Source organism: Streptomyces diacarni, from assembly GCF_003323715.1.
GTDB classification, from domain to species: domain Bacteria; phylum Actinomycetota; class Actinomycetes; order Streptomycetales; family Streptomycetaceae; genus Streptomyces; species Streptomyces diacarni.
The window spans coordinates 255,760-273,491 of the sequence record NZ_QOIN01000042.1 but is presented as its reverse complement, the minus strand read 5'-3'; the positions used below and the strand labels follow the sequence as shown (position 1 = coordinate 273,491).

Genomic DNA, 17,732 nt, shown 5'->3' with positions numbered 1-17,732 from the left:
TCCCGAAAAGGCGTAAGGGCCGACCGTCACCCGACGGCCGACCCGCGACGTGCACCGCCGACGGTCCCGTATCCGCACGCCCCGCCAGCACACGGCGCCGGACCGCACGGGCACGGGCATGGGCATGGGCATGGGCATGGGCCCAGTCACCCCAAGGCCCTGTACCCGTACGCCCGCGCCACCCCGCCGGGCTCCGTCGCCGGACCGGCACGAGGCTCCGCAACCGAAAGGCTCCGCAACTCGAAAGGCTCCGGCACCGAAAGGCGCGGTCACCAGGCGGTGCCGTCGCCAGACGGCACCGTCAGCGCGCGGCGTGGAACGCCTCGTACACCTTCTTCGGGATGCGGCCTCGCGCGGGCACGTCGAAGCCGTTCGACTCGGCCCAGGCGCGGACCGCGCGGGGGTCGGGGTCGATGGAGGTGCGCCGGTAGGCCTTGCCGGACTTCGCCCGCTTGCGTCCTGCTTCGACGAAGGGGGCGAGCTCGGTGCGGAGCCGCTTCGCATTGTCGGGGTTCAGGTCGATCTCGTAGGTTTTGCCGTCGAGTCCGAAGGTGACCGTCTCCGCCGCTTCTCCGCCGTCGATGTCATCGGAGAGCATCACCACTACGCGTTGTGCCACGGATATCGGTCCTTCCCTCAGGATCGCGAAAGGGGTCGCCCTGCTTTCCCCGGGCGGTTGGCGACCGGGGCCCCGCCGTGCGGCGGGTGCGGGGGCGAGCCCGGATAGGAGACGGGTTCTTATTCAGCTGGATGCTGTGCGCTGCCGCTCGGCGACGAGTGTGCGCACAAAGGTCGCGGCCGGCACACAAACATTATGGCCCGGAATTCGGATCGGGTTCCGGCCGCAATCGGGACCCTACTTATTTCCGCTCGGTTTTTACAGTGCTTCGCGAAGTCCTGCCGGGATCGTCACGTGGATCTTCGGGAACAGCCGGCGAAGGACCGGCGTGGAGCCGACGAAGAAGCAGCGTGGAACCGACGAAGAAGCGGCGAAGAACGGCGTGGAACCGGCAAGAACTGGCGTGGGGTCGGCGGAGAGCTGGGGAAGAGGCCCGGGGGGAGGGGTCCCGTTCGGGCTCCGGAGCGAACTCCCCGCATATCAACGCGCGTAGATTCTCGTGCCGGGTACGCTGGCCAGCGCAGCGCCCCGCTAAGCACTAGGAGTACCTGTGGCTCGCGTCGTCGTCGACGTCATGCTGAAGCCGGAGATTCTCGACCCCCAGGGACAGGCGGTGCAGCGTGCACTGCCTCGCCTGGGTTTCGAGGGGATCTCCGATGTCCGCCAGGGCAAGCGCTTCGAGCTCGAAGTGGAGGGCCCCGTCGACGGGAGCGCCCTCGCCCGCATCCGTGAACTGGCCGAGACGTTCCTGGCCAACACCGTGATCGAGGACTTCACGGTGAAGGTCAGGGAGACCGACGGCACCGAGCGCACCGTCGCCGGCTCCGATGTCCCGTCCGAAGGAGCCCCGGCGTGACCACCCGTATCGGCGTCGTCACCTTTCCGGGTTCCCTCGACGACAGCGACGCGCGCCGCGCGATCGGCCTCGCGGGCGGTGACCCCGTCGCGCTGTGGCACCGCGACAAGGACCTGCGCCAGGTCGACGCCGTGGTGCTGCCCGGCGGATTCAGTTACGGCGACTATCTGCGGTGCGGCGCAATTGCCCGCTTCTCGCCGGTCATGGCGACGGTGATCGAACAGGCGAAGGCCGGAATGCCGGTGCTCGGCATCTGCAACGGTTTCCAGGTCCTGTGCGAATCCCACCTGCTGCCGGGCGCGTTGACGCGCAACGACCACCTGCACTTCGTCTGCCGTGACCAGCGTCTGCGCGTCGAGAGCGCGGACACCGCGTGGACGTCGGACTACGAGCGCGGCCAGGAGATCACCGTTCCGCTCAAGAACGGTGAGGGCGGTTACGTCGCCGACGAGCGGACTCTGGACGAACTGGAGGCCGAAGGTCGCGTGGCCTTCCGTTATCTGGGGGGCAACCCGAACGGCTCGCGCCGCGACATCGCCGGAATCACCAACGAGGCCGGGAACGTGGTCGGTCTCATGCCGCACCCCGAGCACGCCGTCGAGGCCCTGACGGGGCCGACGACCGACGGGCTCGGGTTCTTCACCTCGGCCGTCAAGAAGCTGGTCACCTCATGAGCGCCCCCCTGGACACCGTCAAGCACGCGGAAGAGACCCCGAAGGCAGATCTTCCCTGGGCGGAGCTCGGTCTCAAGGAGGACGAGTACGCCCGCATCCGCGACATCCTGGGCCGCCGCCCCACCGGCGCCGAGCTGGCGATGTACTCCGTGATGTGGTCCGAGCACTGCTCCTACAAGAGCAGCAAGGTCCATCTGCGGCAGTTCGGCGAGAAGGCGCCGACGGAGGGTCCCGGCGCCGAGGCGATGCTCGTCGGTATCGGTGAGCAGGCCGGTGTCGTGGACGTCGGCCAGGGCTACGCGGTCACCTTCAAGGTCGAGTCGCACAACCATCCTTCGTACGTGGAGCCGTACCAGGGCGCGGCCACCGGTATCGGCGGCATCGTCCGCGACATCATCGCCATGGGTGCCCGTCCGGTCGCCGTCATGGACCCGCTGCGCTTCGGTGCGGCCGACCATCCGGACACCAAGCGCGTTCTGCCGGGCGTCGTCGCGGGCATCGGCGGCTACGGCAACTGCCTCGGGCTGCCCAACATCGGCGGCGAGGTCGTCTTCGACGCCTGCTACCAGGGAAACCCGCTGGTCAACGCCCTGTGTGTGGGGGTGATGAAGCACGAGGACATCCACCTCGCGAAGGCCGCGGGCACCGGCAACAAGGTGATCCTCTACGGCGCCCGCACGGGCGGCGACGGCATCGGCGGCGCCTCCATCCTGGCCTCCGAGACCTTCGAGACCGTGTCCGACAGTGGCTCCGCCACGGGCGTCGGGAAGCCCGCCAAGCGCCCAGCCGTGCAGGTCGGCGACCCCTTCCAGGAGAAGCTGCTCATCGAGTGCACCCTGGAGGCCTTCCACGCCGGTCTCGTGGTCGGCATCCAGGACCTCGGTGCGGCCGGGCTGTCGTGCGCGACCAGTGAGCTGGCCTCCAACGGCTCCGGCGGCATGCGCGTCGAACTGGACGACGTACCGCTGCGCGACTCCTCGCTCTCGCCGGAGGAGATCCTGATGAGCGAGTCGCAGGAGCGCATGTGCGCCGTGGTCGAACCCGGCAACGTCGAGCGCTTCCTCGCGATCTGCGAGAAGTGGGAGGTCACGGCCACCGTCGTCGGTGAGGTCACCGACGGCGACCGGCTGGAGATCTTCTGGCACGGCGAGAAGATCGTCGACGTCGACCCGAAGACCGTCGCCCACGAGGGCCCCGTCTACGAGCGTCCCTACGCCCGCCCCGACTGGCAGGACGACCTCCAGGCCGACGACCCGGCCAAGCTGCCCCGCCCCGCGGACGGCGACGAACTGCGCGCCGCGGTGCTCGCCCTGGTCTCCTCCCCGAACCAGGCCGCCAAGTCCTGGGTCACCGACCAGTACGACCGGTACGTGCTCGGGGACACCGTCCTCGCGCAGCCCGAGGACGGCGGCATGATCCGCATCGACGCCGGGACCGGTCTCGGTGTCGCCGTCTCCACCGACGGCAACAGCCGGTACGCCAAACTCGACCCGTACGAGGGAGCGCGGCTCGCGCTGGCCGAGTCGTACCGCAACGTGGCCGCCACCGGTGCGCGCCCGCTCGCCGTCACCGACTGCCTCAACTTCGGCTCCCCCGAGGACCCGGCGGCCATGTGGCAGTTCGCTCAGGCCACCCGCGGCCTCGCCGACGCCTGCCTGGAGCTGGGCACGCCGGTGACCGGCGGGAACGTCTCGCTCTACAACCAGACGGGCGGGGCCGCGATCCACCCCACGCCGGTCGTCGGTGTCCTCGGCGTCATCGACGACGTCGCGCGCCGCACCCCGATGGCGTTCCGCGAGGAGGGCCACCTGATCTACCTGCTGGGGGAGACCCGGGAGGAGCTGGGCGGCTCGGCGTGGTCCCAGGTCGCCCACGGCCACCTGGGCGGACGCCCGCCCCGGGTCGATCTGGAGCGGGAGCGGCTCCTGGCGGACATCCTCATCTCCGCGTCCCGCGACGGGATGGTGGATGCGGCCCACGACGTCTCCGACGGCGGTGTCATCCAGGCCCTCGCCGAGTCCTGCCTCAAGGGTGGAAACGGCGCCCGCGTCGTCGTGCCCGACGGGCTCGACCCCTTCGTCTTCCTCTTCTCGGAGTCGCAGGGGCGGGCGCTGGTGGCTGTCCCGCGCAGCGAGGAGCTCCGGTTCGCGGACATGTGCGCGGTCCGCGGGCTGCCCGCGGCGCGGGTGGGCGTCGTCGACGGTGAGGCGCTGGAGGTGCAGGGCCAGTTCGCGCTTCCGCTGGACGAGCTGCGCCGGGCCCACGAGCGCACCCTCCCGGAGCTGTTCGCCTGACGGGTACTGACCTCGGGGCTCCGCCCCGCACTTCCACCGGCCTGCGAGGCCCGGGGCGTGCGGGTCGGGGCCCCCGCGCGTGGGGCGCGCCCCTGTGGGCGGGGCACGCCTCGTGCGTGGGGCGGGGCACGCCCCGTGCGTGGGGCGCGGGACAAGCCCCCTCGGCGGAGGGGCTGCCCGCGCGGCGGGGCCGGGGCGGCTAGTCTCCCGAACATGCCGCCCACCCCCTCCGGAAGAGACCGGCGTACATACGACCCGAACCGCACCCGCAGGGCCCTCATCCAGCAGGTGGAAGCCGTCACGGACGCCGCACACCGCCTGACTCCGGCTCAGCACGCCCTGCCGTCCGGGCTGCCCGGATGGGATGTACACCACCTCCTGGTGCACATCGCCCAGCAGATCGACGCGATCCCCCGCCAGCTGGGCAGGCCGGAGACGGACGTCTCCGGCCTGCCACCGTCCGCGCGGGCGCCACAGCCTCCACGGGCCGCACAGGGCCTGCGCGCCCCGCAGCCCTCGCAGGCAGCGCAGGTGTCGCTGTCCCGGTGGGCCCTGTCCACGGCGGCCTGCGCCGAGCGGTCGGATGCGGCGACGCGCGAGGAGGCGGCGGCGGTCGTGGACGGTCCCGGCCGGGTGGACCAGGCCGTCGCCGATCTGGAGCCGGTCATCGAGTCGGCGGTGCGGGAGGACCTGCTGGTCCCGCTGGAGGCCGGGCCGATGCGGATGCTGGATTTCACGGTGTCCCGGCTGGTGGAGCTGGTGGTGCACAGCGACGATCTGGCGCGGGCCACCGGGGTCCGCGTCCCGCTGGACCGGCAGGCGACGGCGGCCACCGTCCGGGTGCTCGCGGACGCGCTGGCCGCCAAGGCGCCGGGCGGTGCCGTCGAGGTGCGGGTGCCGCCCTTCGCCGTCGTGCAGGCGGTGGAGGGCCCGCGGCACACCCGCGGTACCCCGCCGAACGTGGTGGAGACCGACCCGTTGTCCTGGATCAGGCTGGCGACGGGCCGACTGGCCTGGGGCGAGGCGCTGGAGGGCGGCCGGCTGCGGGCCGGTGGCGAGCGTTCCGACCTGTCGGGCGAGCTGCCCGTACTGGGGTGAGGGGCGCACGGTGGGGTGGAGCGGCTGATGGGGGCGCAGTGGGGTATCTCACCAGCGTGCGGGCCTGTCCGGGTGGGGGCGCGGGGTCCTGAAGGCGCGGGCAGCGGCCCGGAAGGGCGCTGTCGGCGCGTGCGCGGCTACGGGAAGCGGTGCGGCGGCTACCGTACGTCTCTGTCGGGGCGGTCGGCGGCGTGTGTGTGACGGTCCGCGCCTTCGCCGTCAAGACCCCTGCGGACCGGCGGGGCGTTCCCCGGTTCGGCGGAGTCCGGGTGCTGGCCTAGACTCGAAGACGTGCCACGTGGTGACGGAAAGCTCAGCCACGACCTCCTCCCCGGCGAGAAGGGCCCCCAGGACGCCTGCGGCGTCTTCGGTGTCTGGGCGCCCGGTGAAGAGGTCGCGAAGCTCACGTATTTCGGCCTGTACGCCCTGCAACACCGCGGTCAGGAGTCCGCGGGTATCGCGGTGAGCAACGGCTCCCAGATCCTGGTTTTCAAGGACATGGGCCTGGTCTCACAGGTCTTCGACGAAACTTCCCTAGGTTCTTTGCGCGGCCACATCGCCGTGGGTCACGCGCGCTACTCGACGACCGGCGCCTCGGTGTGGGAGAACGCCCAGCCGACCTTCCGCGCCACCGCTCACGGCTCGATCGCCCTGGGTCACAACGGCAACCTGGTCAACACAGCGCAGCTGGCGGAGCTGGTCGCCAAGCAGGCCTCGGCGGGCAACGGGCGCGCCACGCAGGTCGCGGCGACCAACGACACCGACCTGGTCACGGCCCTGTTGGCGGGCCAGACCGACGACGGGGGCAGGCCGCTCACCGTCGAGGAGGCGGCGCCGCTCGTGCTGCCCCAGGTGCGGGGCGCGTTCTCGATGGTCTTCATGGACGAGAACACGCTGTACGCGGCGCGGGATCCGCAGGGGGTCAGGCCGCTGGTCCTGGGCCGGCTGGAGCGCGGCTGGGTCGTGGCGAGTGAGACGTCGGCGCTCGACATCGTCGGCGCCAGCTTCATCCGGGAGATCGAGCCGGGCGAGCTCGTCGCCATCGACGCGGACGGGCTGCGCAGTTCACGGTTTGCTGAGGCGAAGCCGCGGGGCTGTGTGTTCGAGTACGTCTACCTGGCGCGCCCCGACACGGACATCGCGGGCCGCAACGTCTACCTCTCGCGCGTCGAGATGGGCCGCAAGCTGGCGGCCGAGGCCCCGGCCGATGCCGACCTGGTGATAGCGACACCGGAGTCGGGCACGCCGGCCGCGGTCGGTTACGCCGAGGCGAGCGGGATTCCGTACGGCTCGGGGCTGGTCAAGAACTCCTACGTGGGCCGCACCTTCATCCAGCCCTCGCAGACGATCCGGCAGCTGGGTATCCGGCTCAAGCTGAACCCGCTCAAGGAGGTCATCCGCGGCAAGCGGCTGGTCGTCGTGGACGACTCGATCGTGCGCGGCAACACCCAGCGCGCGCTGGTGCGGATGCTGCGCGAGGCCGGGGCGGCAGAGGTGCACGTGCGGATCTCCTCGCCGCCGATCAAGTGGCCGTGCTTCTTCGGCATCGACTTCGCGACCAGGGCCGAGCTGATCGCCAACGGGCTGTCGACCGAGGAGATCGGCACGTCGCTGGGTGCCGACTCGCTCGCCTACATCTCGATCGACGGCATGACCGACGCGACGACCATCCCCAAGCGGGAGCTGTGCCGGGCCTGTTTCGACGGGGAGTATCCGATGGAGCTTCCCGAGCCCGAGCTGCTCGGAAAGCACCTGCTGGAGGCGGAGGCCTCGGCCGACGTCGACGGGGTCGGCACGCTCGCCTCCGGCGTGGGCGCGGCGGACGCCCTCAAGCGCCCGTAGGCCTTGCGCCCCGGCCCTCCCACGGACTCCCGTCCGGGGGACCCCTCCTTCACCGTTTCCCCAGTGGCTCCGCCCCCGGACCCCCGGTCCTCAAGCTCCCCCGGACCTCGTCCGGGAGGTGCCCGCAGACAGGCTGAATCTCGGCCTGCCCCCGGGCCTGGGCCGGGAGATGCCCCCAGGCGCTCGAGGACGAGCGAAGCGACTCAGGGGGATGCGGGGCACTCCCGCGGAACGGTGAAGGCGGGGTCCTCCTGGACGGAGTCCGGGGGAGGCCGGGGGCCACGTCACCACGCCGGCTCCCACGCATGTAAAGGACGTACACGGACCGATGACAAACACTGAAGGCGCCAGTTACGCGGACGCCGGGGTCGACATCGAGGCGGGCGACCGCGCGGTGACGCTGATGAAGGAGTGGGTGGCCAGGACCCAGCGGCCCGAGTCGGTCGGCTCGCTGGGCGGCTTCGCCGGGCTCTTCGACGCGTCGCGGCTCAAGGAGTACGCCCGCCCGCTGCTGGCCTCGGCCACCGACGGGGTGGGCACCAAGGTGGCGCTGGCGCAGCGGATGGACGTGCACGACACGATCGGGCACGACCTGGTGGCGATGGTCGTGGACGACCTGGTGGTCTGCGGCGCCGAGCCGCTGTTCATGACGGACTACATCTGCGTGGGCAAGGTCGTTCCCGAGCGGGTGGCGCAGATCGTGAAGGGGATCGCCGAGGGGTGCGTGCTGGCCGGCTGCTCGCTGGTGGGCGGCGAGACGGCGGAGCATCCGGGGCTGCTCGGCCCCGACGAGTACGACGTGGCGGGCGCGGGCACGGGCGTGGTGGAGGCCGACGCCGTGCTGGGCCCGGATCGTATCCGTTCGGGGGACGCGGTGGTGGCGATGGCGTCCTCGGGTCTTCACTCGAACGGGTACTCGCTGGTGCGGCACGTGGTGTTCGACCGGGCGGGCTGGACGCTGGAGCGCCAGGTGCCGGAGTTCGGCCGCACGCTCGGCGAGGAGCTGCTGGAGCCCACGAAGATCTACTCGCTGGACTGCCTGGAGCTCGCCCGGACGAGTGAGGTGCACGCGTTCTCGCACGTGACGGGCGGCGGGCTGGCCAGCAACCTGGCCCGCGTGGTGCCCGAGGGGCTGCACGCGCGGGTGGACAGGGCGACGTGGGCGCCCGGGGCGGTCTTCGACGTGGTCGGCGGCGCGGGGAAGGTCGCGCGGGCCGAGCTGGAGAAGACGCTGAACATGGGCGTCGGCATGATCGCCGTCGTACCGCAGGGGTCCGTCGACGCGACGCTGGCGACGCTGGGCGACCGCGGTGTGGACGCGTGGGTCGCCGGCGAGATCTCCGAGCGGGGTGACCGCGAGGAGGCCGTCACACTGACGGGTGACTATGCGCGCTGACGTCGGCGCGGTACGTCAGAACCCGGTCCGGCGGGAGCCGGACCGGGTCTGTACCGGTGATGAATGTCAGGCTGAACGTCAGGCGCCGCGGCGCTTCGACTGGTGGTCGGACGACTCCGGCGAACCGTTGTCGTCCTCCTCCTGGTCGTCGTACAGATCCGCGTACCGTGCGTACGGGTCCTGCTCATCGTCTTCGAAAGGGTCGCCGTTCGGCGACTCGTTCGATGTCGATGCGCCCAGCTCCTCGGCCAGGCGCGAGAGGTCTGTCCCGCCAGTGTTGTACTTCAGCTGGCGGGCGACCTTCGTCTGCTTGGCCTTGGCCCGGCCGCGCCCCATGGCTCGACCCCCTCAACGACGGGGCTCGACGGCCCCAGAGTCTTGACACGCGTTCATGGTTCATAGCGGCCTCTCGGGGGAGAGACCGGTGCTCAGGGCTTCAACGGTACCTGCTTCCGCCGCCGTACGGTACGTCGCCCGCACGACACGGCCGCCGTCCGACGCGCCCGTTGACCGTCCTGGTGCTGGTCAGTGCTGATTTTACCTTCCTGTAGCGGAGAGACCCGCCGCGGGGTGGTGAGACCACTGTCACGGATCTCTCCGCCGCTGTTCACGCGGTGCTGAGCCGGCGCTTACCGAGCTGTCACAGCCCCATGCGCTGCTCGGCGAGCCGGTCGGCGGCGGCCGCCGGCGGCACGCCGTCCGCGGCGGCGCGCTCGAAAATCGACGTCGTGGTGTCGAGGATTTGCGCTGCCTTTGCCTTCGCGCGTGTGAAGTCGAAGCCGTTGAACTCGTCGGCGACCTGGATCACGCCGCCCGCGTTCACGACATAGTCGGGGGCGTAGAGAATGCCGCGGTCGGCCAGGTCCTTCTCCACCCCGGGGTGGGCGAGCTGGTTGTTGGCGGCCCCGCACACGATCCTGGCGCTCAGCGCCGCGACGGTCTCGTCGTCCAGCGCGCCGCCGAGGGCGCAGGGCGCGTACACGTCCAGACCCTCGGTGCGCAGCAGGGTCGGGGTGTCGGCGGCGGCGGTCAGCGGCGCGCCGGGATGGGCCGCCAGCACCGCGCGCACGGACTCCTCGCGCACGTCCGTGACCACGACCCGGGCTCCGTCCTGCAGCAGGTGGTCGACCAGGTGCTTGCCCACCTTGCCGACACCGGCGACGCCGACGAGCCTGCCGCGCAGCGTGGGGGCGCCCCACAGGTGCTGGGCGCTGGCCCGCATCCCCTGGAAGACGCCGAAGGCGGTGAGCACGGAGGAGTCGCCCGCGCCCCCGTTCTCGGGCGAGCGTCCCGTGGTCCAGCGGCACTCCTGGGCCACCACGTCCATGTCCTGTACGTAGGTGCCCACGTCGCACGCCGTGACGTAGCGGCCGCCCAGCGAGGCGACGAAGCGCCCGTAGGCGCGCAGCAGTGCCTCGCTCTTGAGCTGCTCGGGGTCGCCGATGATCACGGCCTTGCCGCCGCCGTGGTCGAGCCCGGCCAGCGCGTTCTTGTACGACATGCCGCGCGCGAGGTTGAGCGCGTCGAGCACCGCGGACTGCTCGGGGTCGGCCGAGCCCGCGTAGGCGTGGAAGCGGGTGCCGCCCAGGGCGGGGCCGAGCGCGGTGGAGTGCAGCGCGATGACGGCTTTGAGCCCGCTGGGGCGGTCCTGGCAGAGCAGCACCTGCTCGTGGCCGCCCTGGTCGGAGTGGAAGAGGGCGGCGGTGACCGGGTTCCCCGCGGGGAGGCCGGCCGGAACGCTTGCAGAAGGTGATACCTCGATCACGGTAGTGACTCCTGGAATCGCGTCGTAGCCCCTCGCACGGGGGCCGCTTGTGGCGGTGGGTGCCCTGCGGGGGCCGGTCCGCAAGCAGCGTACGACCCCCGTGCCCCGGGCACGTTGCGGTCCCACGATCGGGGTAGTCAACTGTCTTCCAGGTTCGTTCCACAACGCATCCGGACCGCTCACCAGGGGCCGGACGGTTGCGTCAGAGCTTGGAGGCAGTGCGTGGCTGAGAAAGCCCCGGTCATCGTCCCGTACGCGGCGTACCTGCGGGTCTATGAACCGCTGGCAGCCTTTCCCGAGCCGGAGCGCTCGCACTGGATCGCGTATGCGAAGGAGGAGCGCTTTCCCACCGCGCAGGACGAAATCCGCCGGGCTCTGGCCGACTTGGTGCCGGTGCCGCCCGTGGTGGTGCCGGTGCGGGAGAGCGCCGAGGCGTTCGTGACGGACGTGGACGGCGTGACCTGTGTGTGCCCCTGGCGCACCCGGCTGCGCGGCTGGCAGGCGCTCAGCGCACTGACCCAGGCCGCGGGCAACCGCGAACTCGACCTGCCGCAGACGGTGCTGGACGCGGCGGTGCCGCCGGTCGTGCGCCGGCAGGCCGCGGCCGACTACGAACAGTGGCGGGAGGGCAACCCGGACGCCCGCCCCTGGATCCGCACCGCGCTGTGGCACGTGCCCGTGCGGTGGTTCGTTCTTTTCGTCGACGAAGAAAGGGAGTTTGCGAAGCCGGAATCGGGTCAGGAGAGCGGACAGCAGTTCGTTCTCCGCTATCGCACTCCCATGGTGGAGGCGAGGCGTCGCCTCGCCCGCGGCCTGAAGGTGCTCCGCGAAGAGCTGGAGGAGGGGCCGCTCGTCGAGGGACTGATCGACGTGGGCCGCTGGCTGGAGGAGTTCCATCCGCGGTCCCTCGTCGAACTGGACTACGGCGGGCTGGCCCACGCGATCCCCGAGGAGCAGCTCGCGGGAGACCACTCCGCCGCCGACGTCGCGGAGGGCCTGACCGCACTGCGCGCCGGCGACGGTGAGCGGGCGGGTGCGGCGTACGAGCGGCTGACGGAGCGCTGGAGGGCGGTCCGGCAGCTCCAGTACGCGAACTGAGGCGCCACCCACCCGCCGCACAGGGGGAGGGCTGTCACCGGGCCCTCTCCCGGCGCCGGCCGGGAGCCCGCGCAGGCGGGGGAGGAGTGGGACCTACGTCCCGAACCGGGTCTTTGCCTCAAGCGTGATGGATTGCACTTAAACGGGTCTTGCTCTCAGAGCTACCCCTCGTGTCAAAATAGGACAAGGAGTTCGCACGGGACTCCTTCCGCCCAACTATGGGTGGATACATCGGTATTGCGCTCCTTGGTGGGTCTGGTGACCCCTGCTCCCGTTGTGACTGATTGTCATGGTGGGATGACTGTCCGCTATGGGACGGTCCATTGGCTTCCGCCGAGGTTGAACACCTGAGAGGGCAATTCCATCGGTTTGGCCGACGTGGCTGGACAGATGGTGTAGTTGTAGTGCCGAGGACAAGCCGTTCGTCCTATAACCGACTCGGCTCGCGTCCGCCATATCGGGCAACGCGGGTCAAGGTGCAGAATTTAGAGGAAAGAACCGTGATGGTTCGGTTCTCCCGAGGAGGCCGCTCATGACCGCTCGCACCCCTGATGCCGAGCCGCTGTTGACCCCGGCTGAGGTTGCCACGATGTTCCGCGTGGACCCCAAGACGGTCACGCGCTGGGCAAAGGCGGGCAAGCTCACGTCCATCCGCACGCTCGGAGGACACCGCCGCTACCGCGAGGCGGAGGTTCGCGCTCTGCTGGCGGGTATCCCGCAGCAGCGCAGCGAGGCCTGATCAGGCTTCTGACCAGGCACGACAGCACCACAGAAGGGCATTTTTGGGGCCCCCTCCCCGAAACGGTGCCCAGCAGCACCAGCACGACCAGCACCACCAGCACCACCAGCCACATCAGGCCAGGCCGCTGCCCCAACAGCGCTTCGCCGTCGATCGCGCTGGACTCCGCCGGGTCCAGCGCGATCTTTTTTGTGCCACCGCACGCGCTCCCGCTGGGGGTTGGTGCGCGCTGCTGAGCGGTTCTGGGGCCGCCTGTGCGGGTACCGGTGAGGGTTTCCGGGGCGGTGGGCCGCCCATGGGTGGGAAGACAGTGCAATTGCACATATTAAATTGACGGTGTCTGAGGGTGCCTCATGTTCCCGATGAGTACGGCGAAGTTGAGTGACACCCGCCACACCGGGCGGGTCTTGAGATGATCGGCACCCGTGCGATATTGCGCCAACAGGGTGGTGGGGCCCGTCACTTGCCCTCGCGATGGGCCGTGCGCGGGGATCTCAGCGCCAGGCGCAGCAGCCGATGGCAGTGCGGGCAGTGCCGGGTCGCGTGCCGCCGGCGCCCCACACCGGCCAGATGCGTCCGCAGGAGCGCGCGCGCCTCCCGCCGGGCCGCGTCGCCGAACCCCGCCGCCATCGCCGTCACCTCCACGGCTAGGAGTACCCACGCAGCAGGTAGCCGTCAACACGGATGACTCTTTCGGCTACGGACGATCCCCGGCCCGGCCGGGCTCCTGGAGGGCACGCGACCCGGGGGGCGGGGTGGCGACGGGATGGCGGAACACCGCGAAAGGTGACGGGAGTGCGAGCAGCGCGAAAAGGGCCCGGGTAACAACCGTTACCCGGGCCCTTCGGTAGTGCGGTCCTGACGGGATTTGAACCCGCGGCCTCCACCTTGACAGGGTGGCGAGCACTCCAAGCTGCTCCACAGGACCTCGCGAGATGGAACTCTACAGCAGCCCTGCCCCGCGAAGCGAACTCACTCACCGCGCACAACTGCTCACGGAGCGGCGGCATCCACCGCCTTCACGATCCGCTTGTCCGAGACGGGATAGGCGGTGCCGAGAGCGTGCGCGAAGTAGCTGACGCGCAGCTCCTCGAGCATCCAGCGGATGTCCCGCGCGGCCTGCGGCACCGGGCGGCCCGGCGGGAACTGCTCCAGCAGCCACAGGTACTCGTCCCGCATCTCGTGCACCTTGGCCATCCGGGTGCGGTCCCGTTCGACGTGGTGCGGAAGCTGCTGGAGGCGCCGGTCGGCGGCGACGAGATAGCGCATCAGGTCGGGCAGCCGTCCGGCGCCGTGCTCGGTCACGAAGCCGGGCTTGACCAGGTCGGCGAGCTGCCCGCGGACGTCGGCGACCGAGTCGGCGAGCACCGGGCTGGTCGTCGCCCGCAGCCGCCCTTCGCACGAGTGCCAGGCCGCCAGCACCTCCTGCACCTGGCGGACCGTGCGCAGCGTGGCGTCGACCAGGTCGGCCCGTACGGCGTCGAACAGCTTGCGGAAGGACTCCTCGTCCCAGGCGGGGCCGCCGCGCCCCGCGACCAGCTGGTCGACGGTCGCCGCGACACAGTCCTCGAACAGGGCCTGCACGCTGCCGTGGGGGGAGCGGGAGAGCGCCAGCTTCTGCCGGTTGTCCAGCTTCGACTGCGCGAACTTCGCCGGGTCGGAGGGGAGGTTGAGCAGGATGAGGCGCCTGGTGCCGCGCCACATGGCGGTGCGCTGCTCCGCCTCCGTGTCGTAGAGCCGCACCCCGACCGAGGCGCCCTCGTCCGCGAGCGCCGGATACGCCTTGACCGGCTGGCCCGCGCGCCGCGTCTCGAACGTGCGCGGCAGGCTGCCGACCGTCCAGCTCGTCAGCCCTGAACGCTGGAAGGAGGGGGCAGGCGCGGCGGCTGCCGCGTCCGTGCCGGACTCCGGTCCCTGCGGCGTCCCCCCGGCGCCCTGAGCGGCCTTGCGGGCCTTCTTGTGCGCCGCACGCGCCGAGGAGTCGAACGCCTTGGAGATCGCCGTCTGCGTCTGCGACCTGAGCTGGACCTGGAGCCGTTCGACGTCCTTGCTCTCCGCCAGCTTGCGGCGCCGCTCGTCCGTCACCCGGAAGGTGATCTTCAGGTGGTCGGGGACCTTCGACCAGTCGAAGTCCTGGGCCGCGACCGGCACCCCGACCATCCGCTTGAGCTCCCGCGCCAGCGTGTACGTGAGCGGCTCCTGCCCTGGAGCGGCCCGGCGCAGGAACTCCTTGGCGAAGTTCGGCGCGGGCACGTAGTGGCGGCGGACGGCCTTGGGCAGCGACCTGATCAGCTCGGTGACCAGGTCCTCGCGCAGCCCCGGGATCTGCCAGTCGAAGCCCTCCGCTGTGACCTGGTTGAGCACCTGGAGCGGCACGTGGACGGTCACACCGTCGGCGTCCGCGCCCGGCTCGAACTGGTAGGTCACCGGGAGCGCCAGGCCGCCCTGCCGCCACACGTCCGGGTAGTCGGAGGCGGAGATCTCCTCGGCGCGGTCGCTGATGAGCATCGACTTCTCGAAGTTGAGCAGGTCGGGCTCGTCGCGCCGCTTCTTCTTCCACCACGCGTCGAAGTGCGCGCCCGAGACCACGTGTTCGGGCACGCGCTGGTCGTAGAAGTCGTACAGCGTCTCGTCGTCGACGAGGATGCCGCGGCGCCGCGCCCGGTGCTCCAGCTCCTCCACCTCGTCGAGCAGCTTGCGGTTGTCGTGGAAGAACTGGTGGTGGGTGCGCCAGTCGCCCTCCACCAGCGCGTTGCGCAGGAACAGGTCCCGCGAGGTCTCCGCGTCGATCCGGCCGTAGTTGACCTTCCGCTGCGCGACGATCGGCACCCCGTACAGCGTCACCCGCTCGAACGCCACCACCGCCGCCTGCTTCTGTTCCCAGTGCGGCTCGCTGTACGTGCGCTTGACCAGGTGCTGGGCCAGCGGCTCGATCCACTCCGGGTCGATCCTCGCGTTGACCCGCGCCCACAGCCGCGACGTCTCCACCAGCTCGGCCGACATCACCCAGCGCGGCGGCTTCTTGAAGAGCGCCGAGCCGGGGAAGACCGCGAACTTGGCACTGCGCGCACCCAAATACTCGTTCTTCTCGGTGTCCTTGAGGCCGATGTGCGACAACAGCCCGGCCAGCAGCGACTGGTGCACGGCGTCCGGCGACGGCTCGCTGCCGTCCGAGCCGCCCGTGTCGCCCGAGCCGCCCGTCTCGCCCGATCCGTCCGAGCCGCCGCGGCCGCCCGGCTCGGACGGCCGGATCTTCATCGTTCTCGCGACCTGCCGCAGCTGGCTGTAGATGTCCTGCCACTCGCGTATGCGCAGGTAGTTGAGGAACTCGGACTTGCACAGCCGGCGGAAGGCGGACGAGGACAGCTCCCGCTGCTGCTCCCGCACATAGCGCCACAGGTTCAGGAACGCGAGGAAGTCGCTGGTCTCGTCCTTGAAGCGGGCGTGCTGCTGGTCGGCCTGCTGCTGCTTGTCGGCGGGGCGTTCGCGAGGGTCCTGGATGGAGAGCGCCGCCGCGATCACCATGACCTCGTGCGCGCAGCCGTTCCGGTCGGCCTCCAGCACCATCCGGGCCAGCCGCGGGTCGACGGGCAGCTGGGCGAGGCTGCGGCCCGTCCTCGTCAGCTTCCGCGCCTGCTGTGTCTGCTGGGCCTGCTGTGTCTGTCGGGTCTCCTGAGACTCCTGAGTCCGCTGCGTCTGCCGGGTCTCCAGTGCGCCCAGCTCCTCCAGCAGCTGCACGCCCGCCTTGATGGAACGGTGGTCCGGAGGGTCGATGAAGGGGAACTTCTCGATGTCCCCGAGCCCGGCGGCCGTCATCTGGAGAATGACCGAGGCCAGGTTGGTGCGCAGGATCTCCGGATCGGTGAACTCCGGCCGGGAGAGGAAGTCCTCCTCCGAGTACAGCCGGATGCAGATGCCCTCGGACGTACGACCCGAACGCCCCTTGCGCTGGTTGGCGCTCGCCTGGCTGACCGGCTCGATCGGCAGCCGCTGCACCTTCGTACGGTGGCTGTAGCGCGAGATGCGGGCGGTCCCCGGGTCGATGACGTACTTGATGCCGGGCACCGTCAGCGACGTCTCCGCCACGTTGGTCGCCAGCACGACGCGGCGGCCGGAGTGCGCCTGGAAGACCCGGTGCTGCTCCTGGTGCGACAACCGCGCGTACAGGGGCAGGATCTCCACGTCGGCGCGGCCCGGCTGATGGCCCTGGGCCCGTCTGAACTTCTTCTCCAGCGCGTCCGCCGTGTCGCGGATCTCCCGCTCCCCCGAGAGGAACACCAGGATGCCGCCGGGGCCCTCGGCGTGCAGCTCGTCCACCGCGTCCGAGATCGCGGTGACCTGGTCGCGGTCCGGAGCCTCGGACTCCTCCTCCAGGAGCGGCCGGTAACGCACCTCCACCGGATACGTACGGCCGCTGACCTCCACGATCGGCGCGTTGCCGAAGTGCCGGGAAAAACGCTCGGGATCGATCGTCGCCGACGTGATGACGACCTTCAGATCGGGCCGCTTGGGCAGCAGCTGCGCCAGATACCCCAGCAGGAAGTCGATGTTGAGCGAGCGCTCGTGCGCCTCGTCGATGATGAGCGTGTCGTACTGGCGCAGCTCGCGGTCCTGCTGGATCTCCGCCAGCAGAATGCCGTCCGTCATCAGCTTGACCAGCGTGTGGTCCTTCACCTGGTCGGTGAAGCGCACCTTCCAGCCGACGGCCTCGCCCAGCTGCGACCCCAGCTCCTCGGCCACCCGCTCGGCGACCGTACGCGCCGCGATCCGGCGCGGCTGCGTGTGACCGATCACCCCGTGGATGCCGCGTCCCAGCTCCATGCAGATCTTCGGGATCTGCGTCGTCTTGCCCGAGCCCGTCTCACCCGCCACGATCACCACCTGGTGGTCGCGGACGGCCTCGAGGATCGCGTCCTTCTTCTGGCTGACCGGCAGCTGCTCGGGATAGGTGATCCGCGGGACCGCCTCGCGGCGGGCGGCCACCCGCAGCTCGGAGGCGTCCATCGCGGCGGAGATCTCCGCGAGGACGGCCGCGCGGGCCTCCCCCTTGCGGATCTTCCGGGCACCCGCCAGCCGGCGGGCCAGCCGGTCCTGGTCACCGAGCATGAGAGCGGGGAGGCGAGCCGTCAGCTCGTGCGGGCTCGCCGCCTGCTGCGGTGCCGTCCGGCGCGACGCCGCCGGCCGGCGTGCCGTCTGCTGCGGTGCCGTCTGCTGCCGTGCCGCCGGCTCGTGCGGGGAGGGAGTGGGAGTCGACATACCGTGCCCCAGGATCTCACCCCCGGGGACGGTATGGCGAACAGTTTGCCCGCGGCACGGGTCCAGGGAGGCGGGGACCGGCGTGCGGGCCCCGG

General features: G+C 70.7%; 13 protein-coding genes and 1 tRNA gene. 8 read left to right on the top strand and 6 right to left on the bottom strand.

Translation table 11 applies throughout. The annotated features are described in order from the left end of the window. Positions 1–301: 301 nt before the first annotated feature. Positions 302–619 carry a histone-like nucleoid-structuring protein Lsr2 gene (locus tag DTL70_RS13680; protein WP_114013907.1) on the bottom strand — a complete coding sequence of 106 codons (318 nt, stop codon included), beginning with the start codon at positions 617–619 and terminating at the stop codon, positions 302–304. A gap of 550 nt (positions 620–1,169) precedes the next feature. On the opposite strand from DTL70_RS13680, the gene purS reads away from it, so the two are divergent. From purS to purM, 6 genes are all read left to right on the top strand, one after another. Beyond that, positions 1,170–1,475: a phosphoribosylformylglycinamidine synthase subunit PurS gene (gene purS, locus DTL70_RS13675; RefSeq protein ID WP_114022169.1), complete on the top strand. Its 306-nt coding sequence runs from the start codon at positions 1,170–1,172 to the stop codon at positions 1,473–1,475. Next, on the top strand, positions 1,472–2,149 hold the full coding sequence (gene purQ, locus DTL70_RS13670; RefSeq protein WP_114022168.1) for a phosphoribosylformylglycinamidine synthase subunit PurQ: 678 nt from the start codon (positions 1,472–1,474) through the stop codon (positions 2,147–2,149). Before purS ends, purQ begins: the two co-directional genes overlap by 4 nt. Further along, positions 2,146–4,443: a phosphoribosylformylglycinamidine synthase subunit PurL gene (purL, locus tag DTL70_RS13665; protein WP_114022167.1), complete on the top strand. Its 2,298-nt coding sequence runs from the start codon at positions 2,146–2,148 to the stop codon at positions 4,441–4,443. The genes purQ and purL overlap by 4 nt, the downstream gene beginning before the upstream one ends. Positions 4,444–4,656: 213 nt before the next feature. Beyond that, a complete protein-coding gene (locus DTL70_RS13660) occupies positions 4,657–5,541 on the top strand; it encodes a sterol carrier family protein (protein WP_114022166.1) in 885 nt (294 codons plus the stop codon). Positions 5,542–5,832: 291 nt separating this feature from the next. Further along, entirely contained in the window at positions 5,833–7,383 is a 1,551-nt protein-coding gene (gene purF / locus DTL70_RS13655) for an amidophosphoribosyltransferase (RefSeq protein ID WP_114022165.1), read from the top strand. A 328-nt stretch (positions 7,384–7,711) separates the two neighbouring features. Beyond that, positions 7,712–8,779 (top strand): phosphoribosylformylglycinamidine cyclo-ligase, encoded by a 1,068-nt coding sequence (gene purM / locus DTL70_RS13650; RefSeq protein ID WP_114022164.1) that lies wholly within the window; start codon positions 7,712–7,714, stop codon positions 8,777–8,779. 78 nt (positions 8,780–8,857) lie between these two features. Here the strand turns inward: purM and DTL70_RS13645 are convergent, their stop codons facing one another. Continuing rightward, a complete protein-coding gene (locus DTL70_RS13645; RefSeq protein ID WP_114013914.1) occupies positions 8,858–9,115 on the bottom strand; it encodes a DUF3073 domain-containing protein in 258 nt (85 codons plus the stop codon). Between the two features lie 304 nt (positions 9,116–9,419). After that, positions 9,420–10,541, bottom strand: a complete 1,122-nt coding sequence (locus tag DTL70_RS13640; RefSeq protein WP_425470362.1) for a Leu/Phe/Val dehydrogenase — start codon at positions 10,539–10,541, stop codon at positions 9,420–9,422. A 225-nt stretch (positions 10,542–10,766) separates the two neighbouring features. Between DTL70_RS13640 and DTL70_RS13635 the strand changes: the two genes are divergently transcribed. Then, a complete protein-coding gene (locus tag DTL70_RS13635) occupies positions 10,767–11,642 on the top strand; it encodes a DUF8083 family protein (RefSeq protein ID WP_114022162.1) in 876 nt (291 codons plus the stop codon). Between the two features lie 532 nt (positions 11,643–12,174). Next, positions 12,175–12,381 (top strand): developmental transcriptional regulator BldC, encoded by a 207-nt coding sequence (gene bldC, locus DTL70_RS13630; RefSeq protein ID WP_003949541.1) that lies wholly within the window; start codon positions 12,175–12,177, stop codon positions 12,379–12,381. Positions 12,382–12,840: 459 nt separating this feature from the next. Here bldC and DTL70_RS33530 read toward each other — a convergent pair whose 3' ends face one another. The 3 genes from DTL70_RS33530 to hrpA all read right to left on the bottom strand — a co-directional run bounded on the left by DTL70_RS33530 (position 12,841) and on the right by hrpA (position 17,487). After that, complete coding sequence (locus tag DTL70_RS33530; RefSeq protein ID WP_181860915.1) at positions 12,841–13,011, bottom strand: DUF6274 family protein; 171 nt, start codon at positions 13,009–13,011, stop codon at positions 12,841–12,843. Between the two features lie 223 nt (positions 13,012–13,234). After that, positions 13,235–13,309, bottom strand: a tRNA-Asp gene (locus tag DTL70_RS13625). A 65-nt stretch (positions 13,310–13,374) separates the two neighbouring features. Beyond that, positions 13,375–17,487 carry an ATP-dependent RNA helicase HrpA gene (gene hrpA, locus DTL70_RS13620; RefSeq protein WP_114022161.1) on the bottom strand — a complete coding sequence of 1,371 codons (4,113 nt, stop codon included), beginning with the start codon at positions 17,485–17,487 and terminating at the stop codon, positions 13,375–13,377. Between the last annotated feature and the right edge of the window lie 245 nt (positions 17,488–17,732).

What these genes read in the sequence shown, in the direction of transcription:
- bldC (WP_003949541.1), top strand. Translation starts at nt 12,175, where the DNA reads ATGACCGCTCGCACCCCTGATGCCGAGCCGCTGTTGACCCCGGCTGAG.
- DTL70_RS13645 (WP_114013914.1), bottom strand. Translation starts at nt 9,115, where the DNA reads ATGGGGCGCGGCCGGGCCAAGGCCAAGCAGACGAAGGTCGCCCGCCAG.
- hrpA (WP_114022161.1), bottom strand. Translation starts at nt 17,487, where the DNA reads ATGCTCGGTGACCAGGACCGGCTGGCCCGCCGGCTGGCGGGTGCCCGG.
- DTL70_RS33530 (WP_181860915.1), bottom strand. Translation starts at nt 13,011, where the DNA reads ATGGCGGCGGGGTTCGGCGACGCGGCCCGGCGGGAGGCGCGCGCGCTC.
- purM (WP_114022164.1), top strand. Translation starts at nt 7,712, where the DNA reads ATGACAAACACTGAAGGCGCCAGTTACGCGGACGCCGGGGTCGACATC.
- purL (WP_114022167.1), top strand. Translation starts at nt 2,146, where the DNA reads ATGAGCGCCCCCCTGGACACCGTCAAGCACGCGGAAGAGACCCCGAAG.
- DTL70_RS13660 (WP_114022166.1), top strand. Translation starts at nt 4,657, where the DNA reads ATGCCGCCCACCCCCTCCGGAAGAGACCGGCGTACATACGACCCGAAC.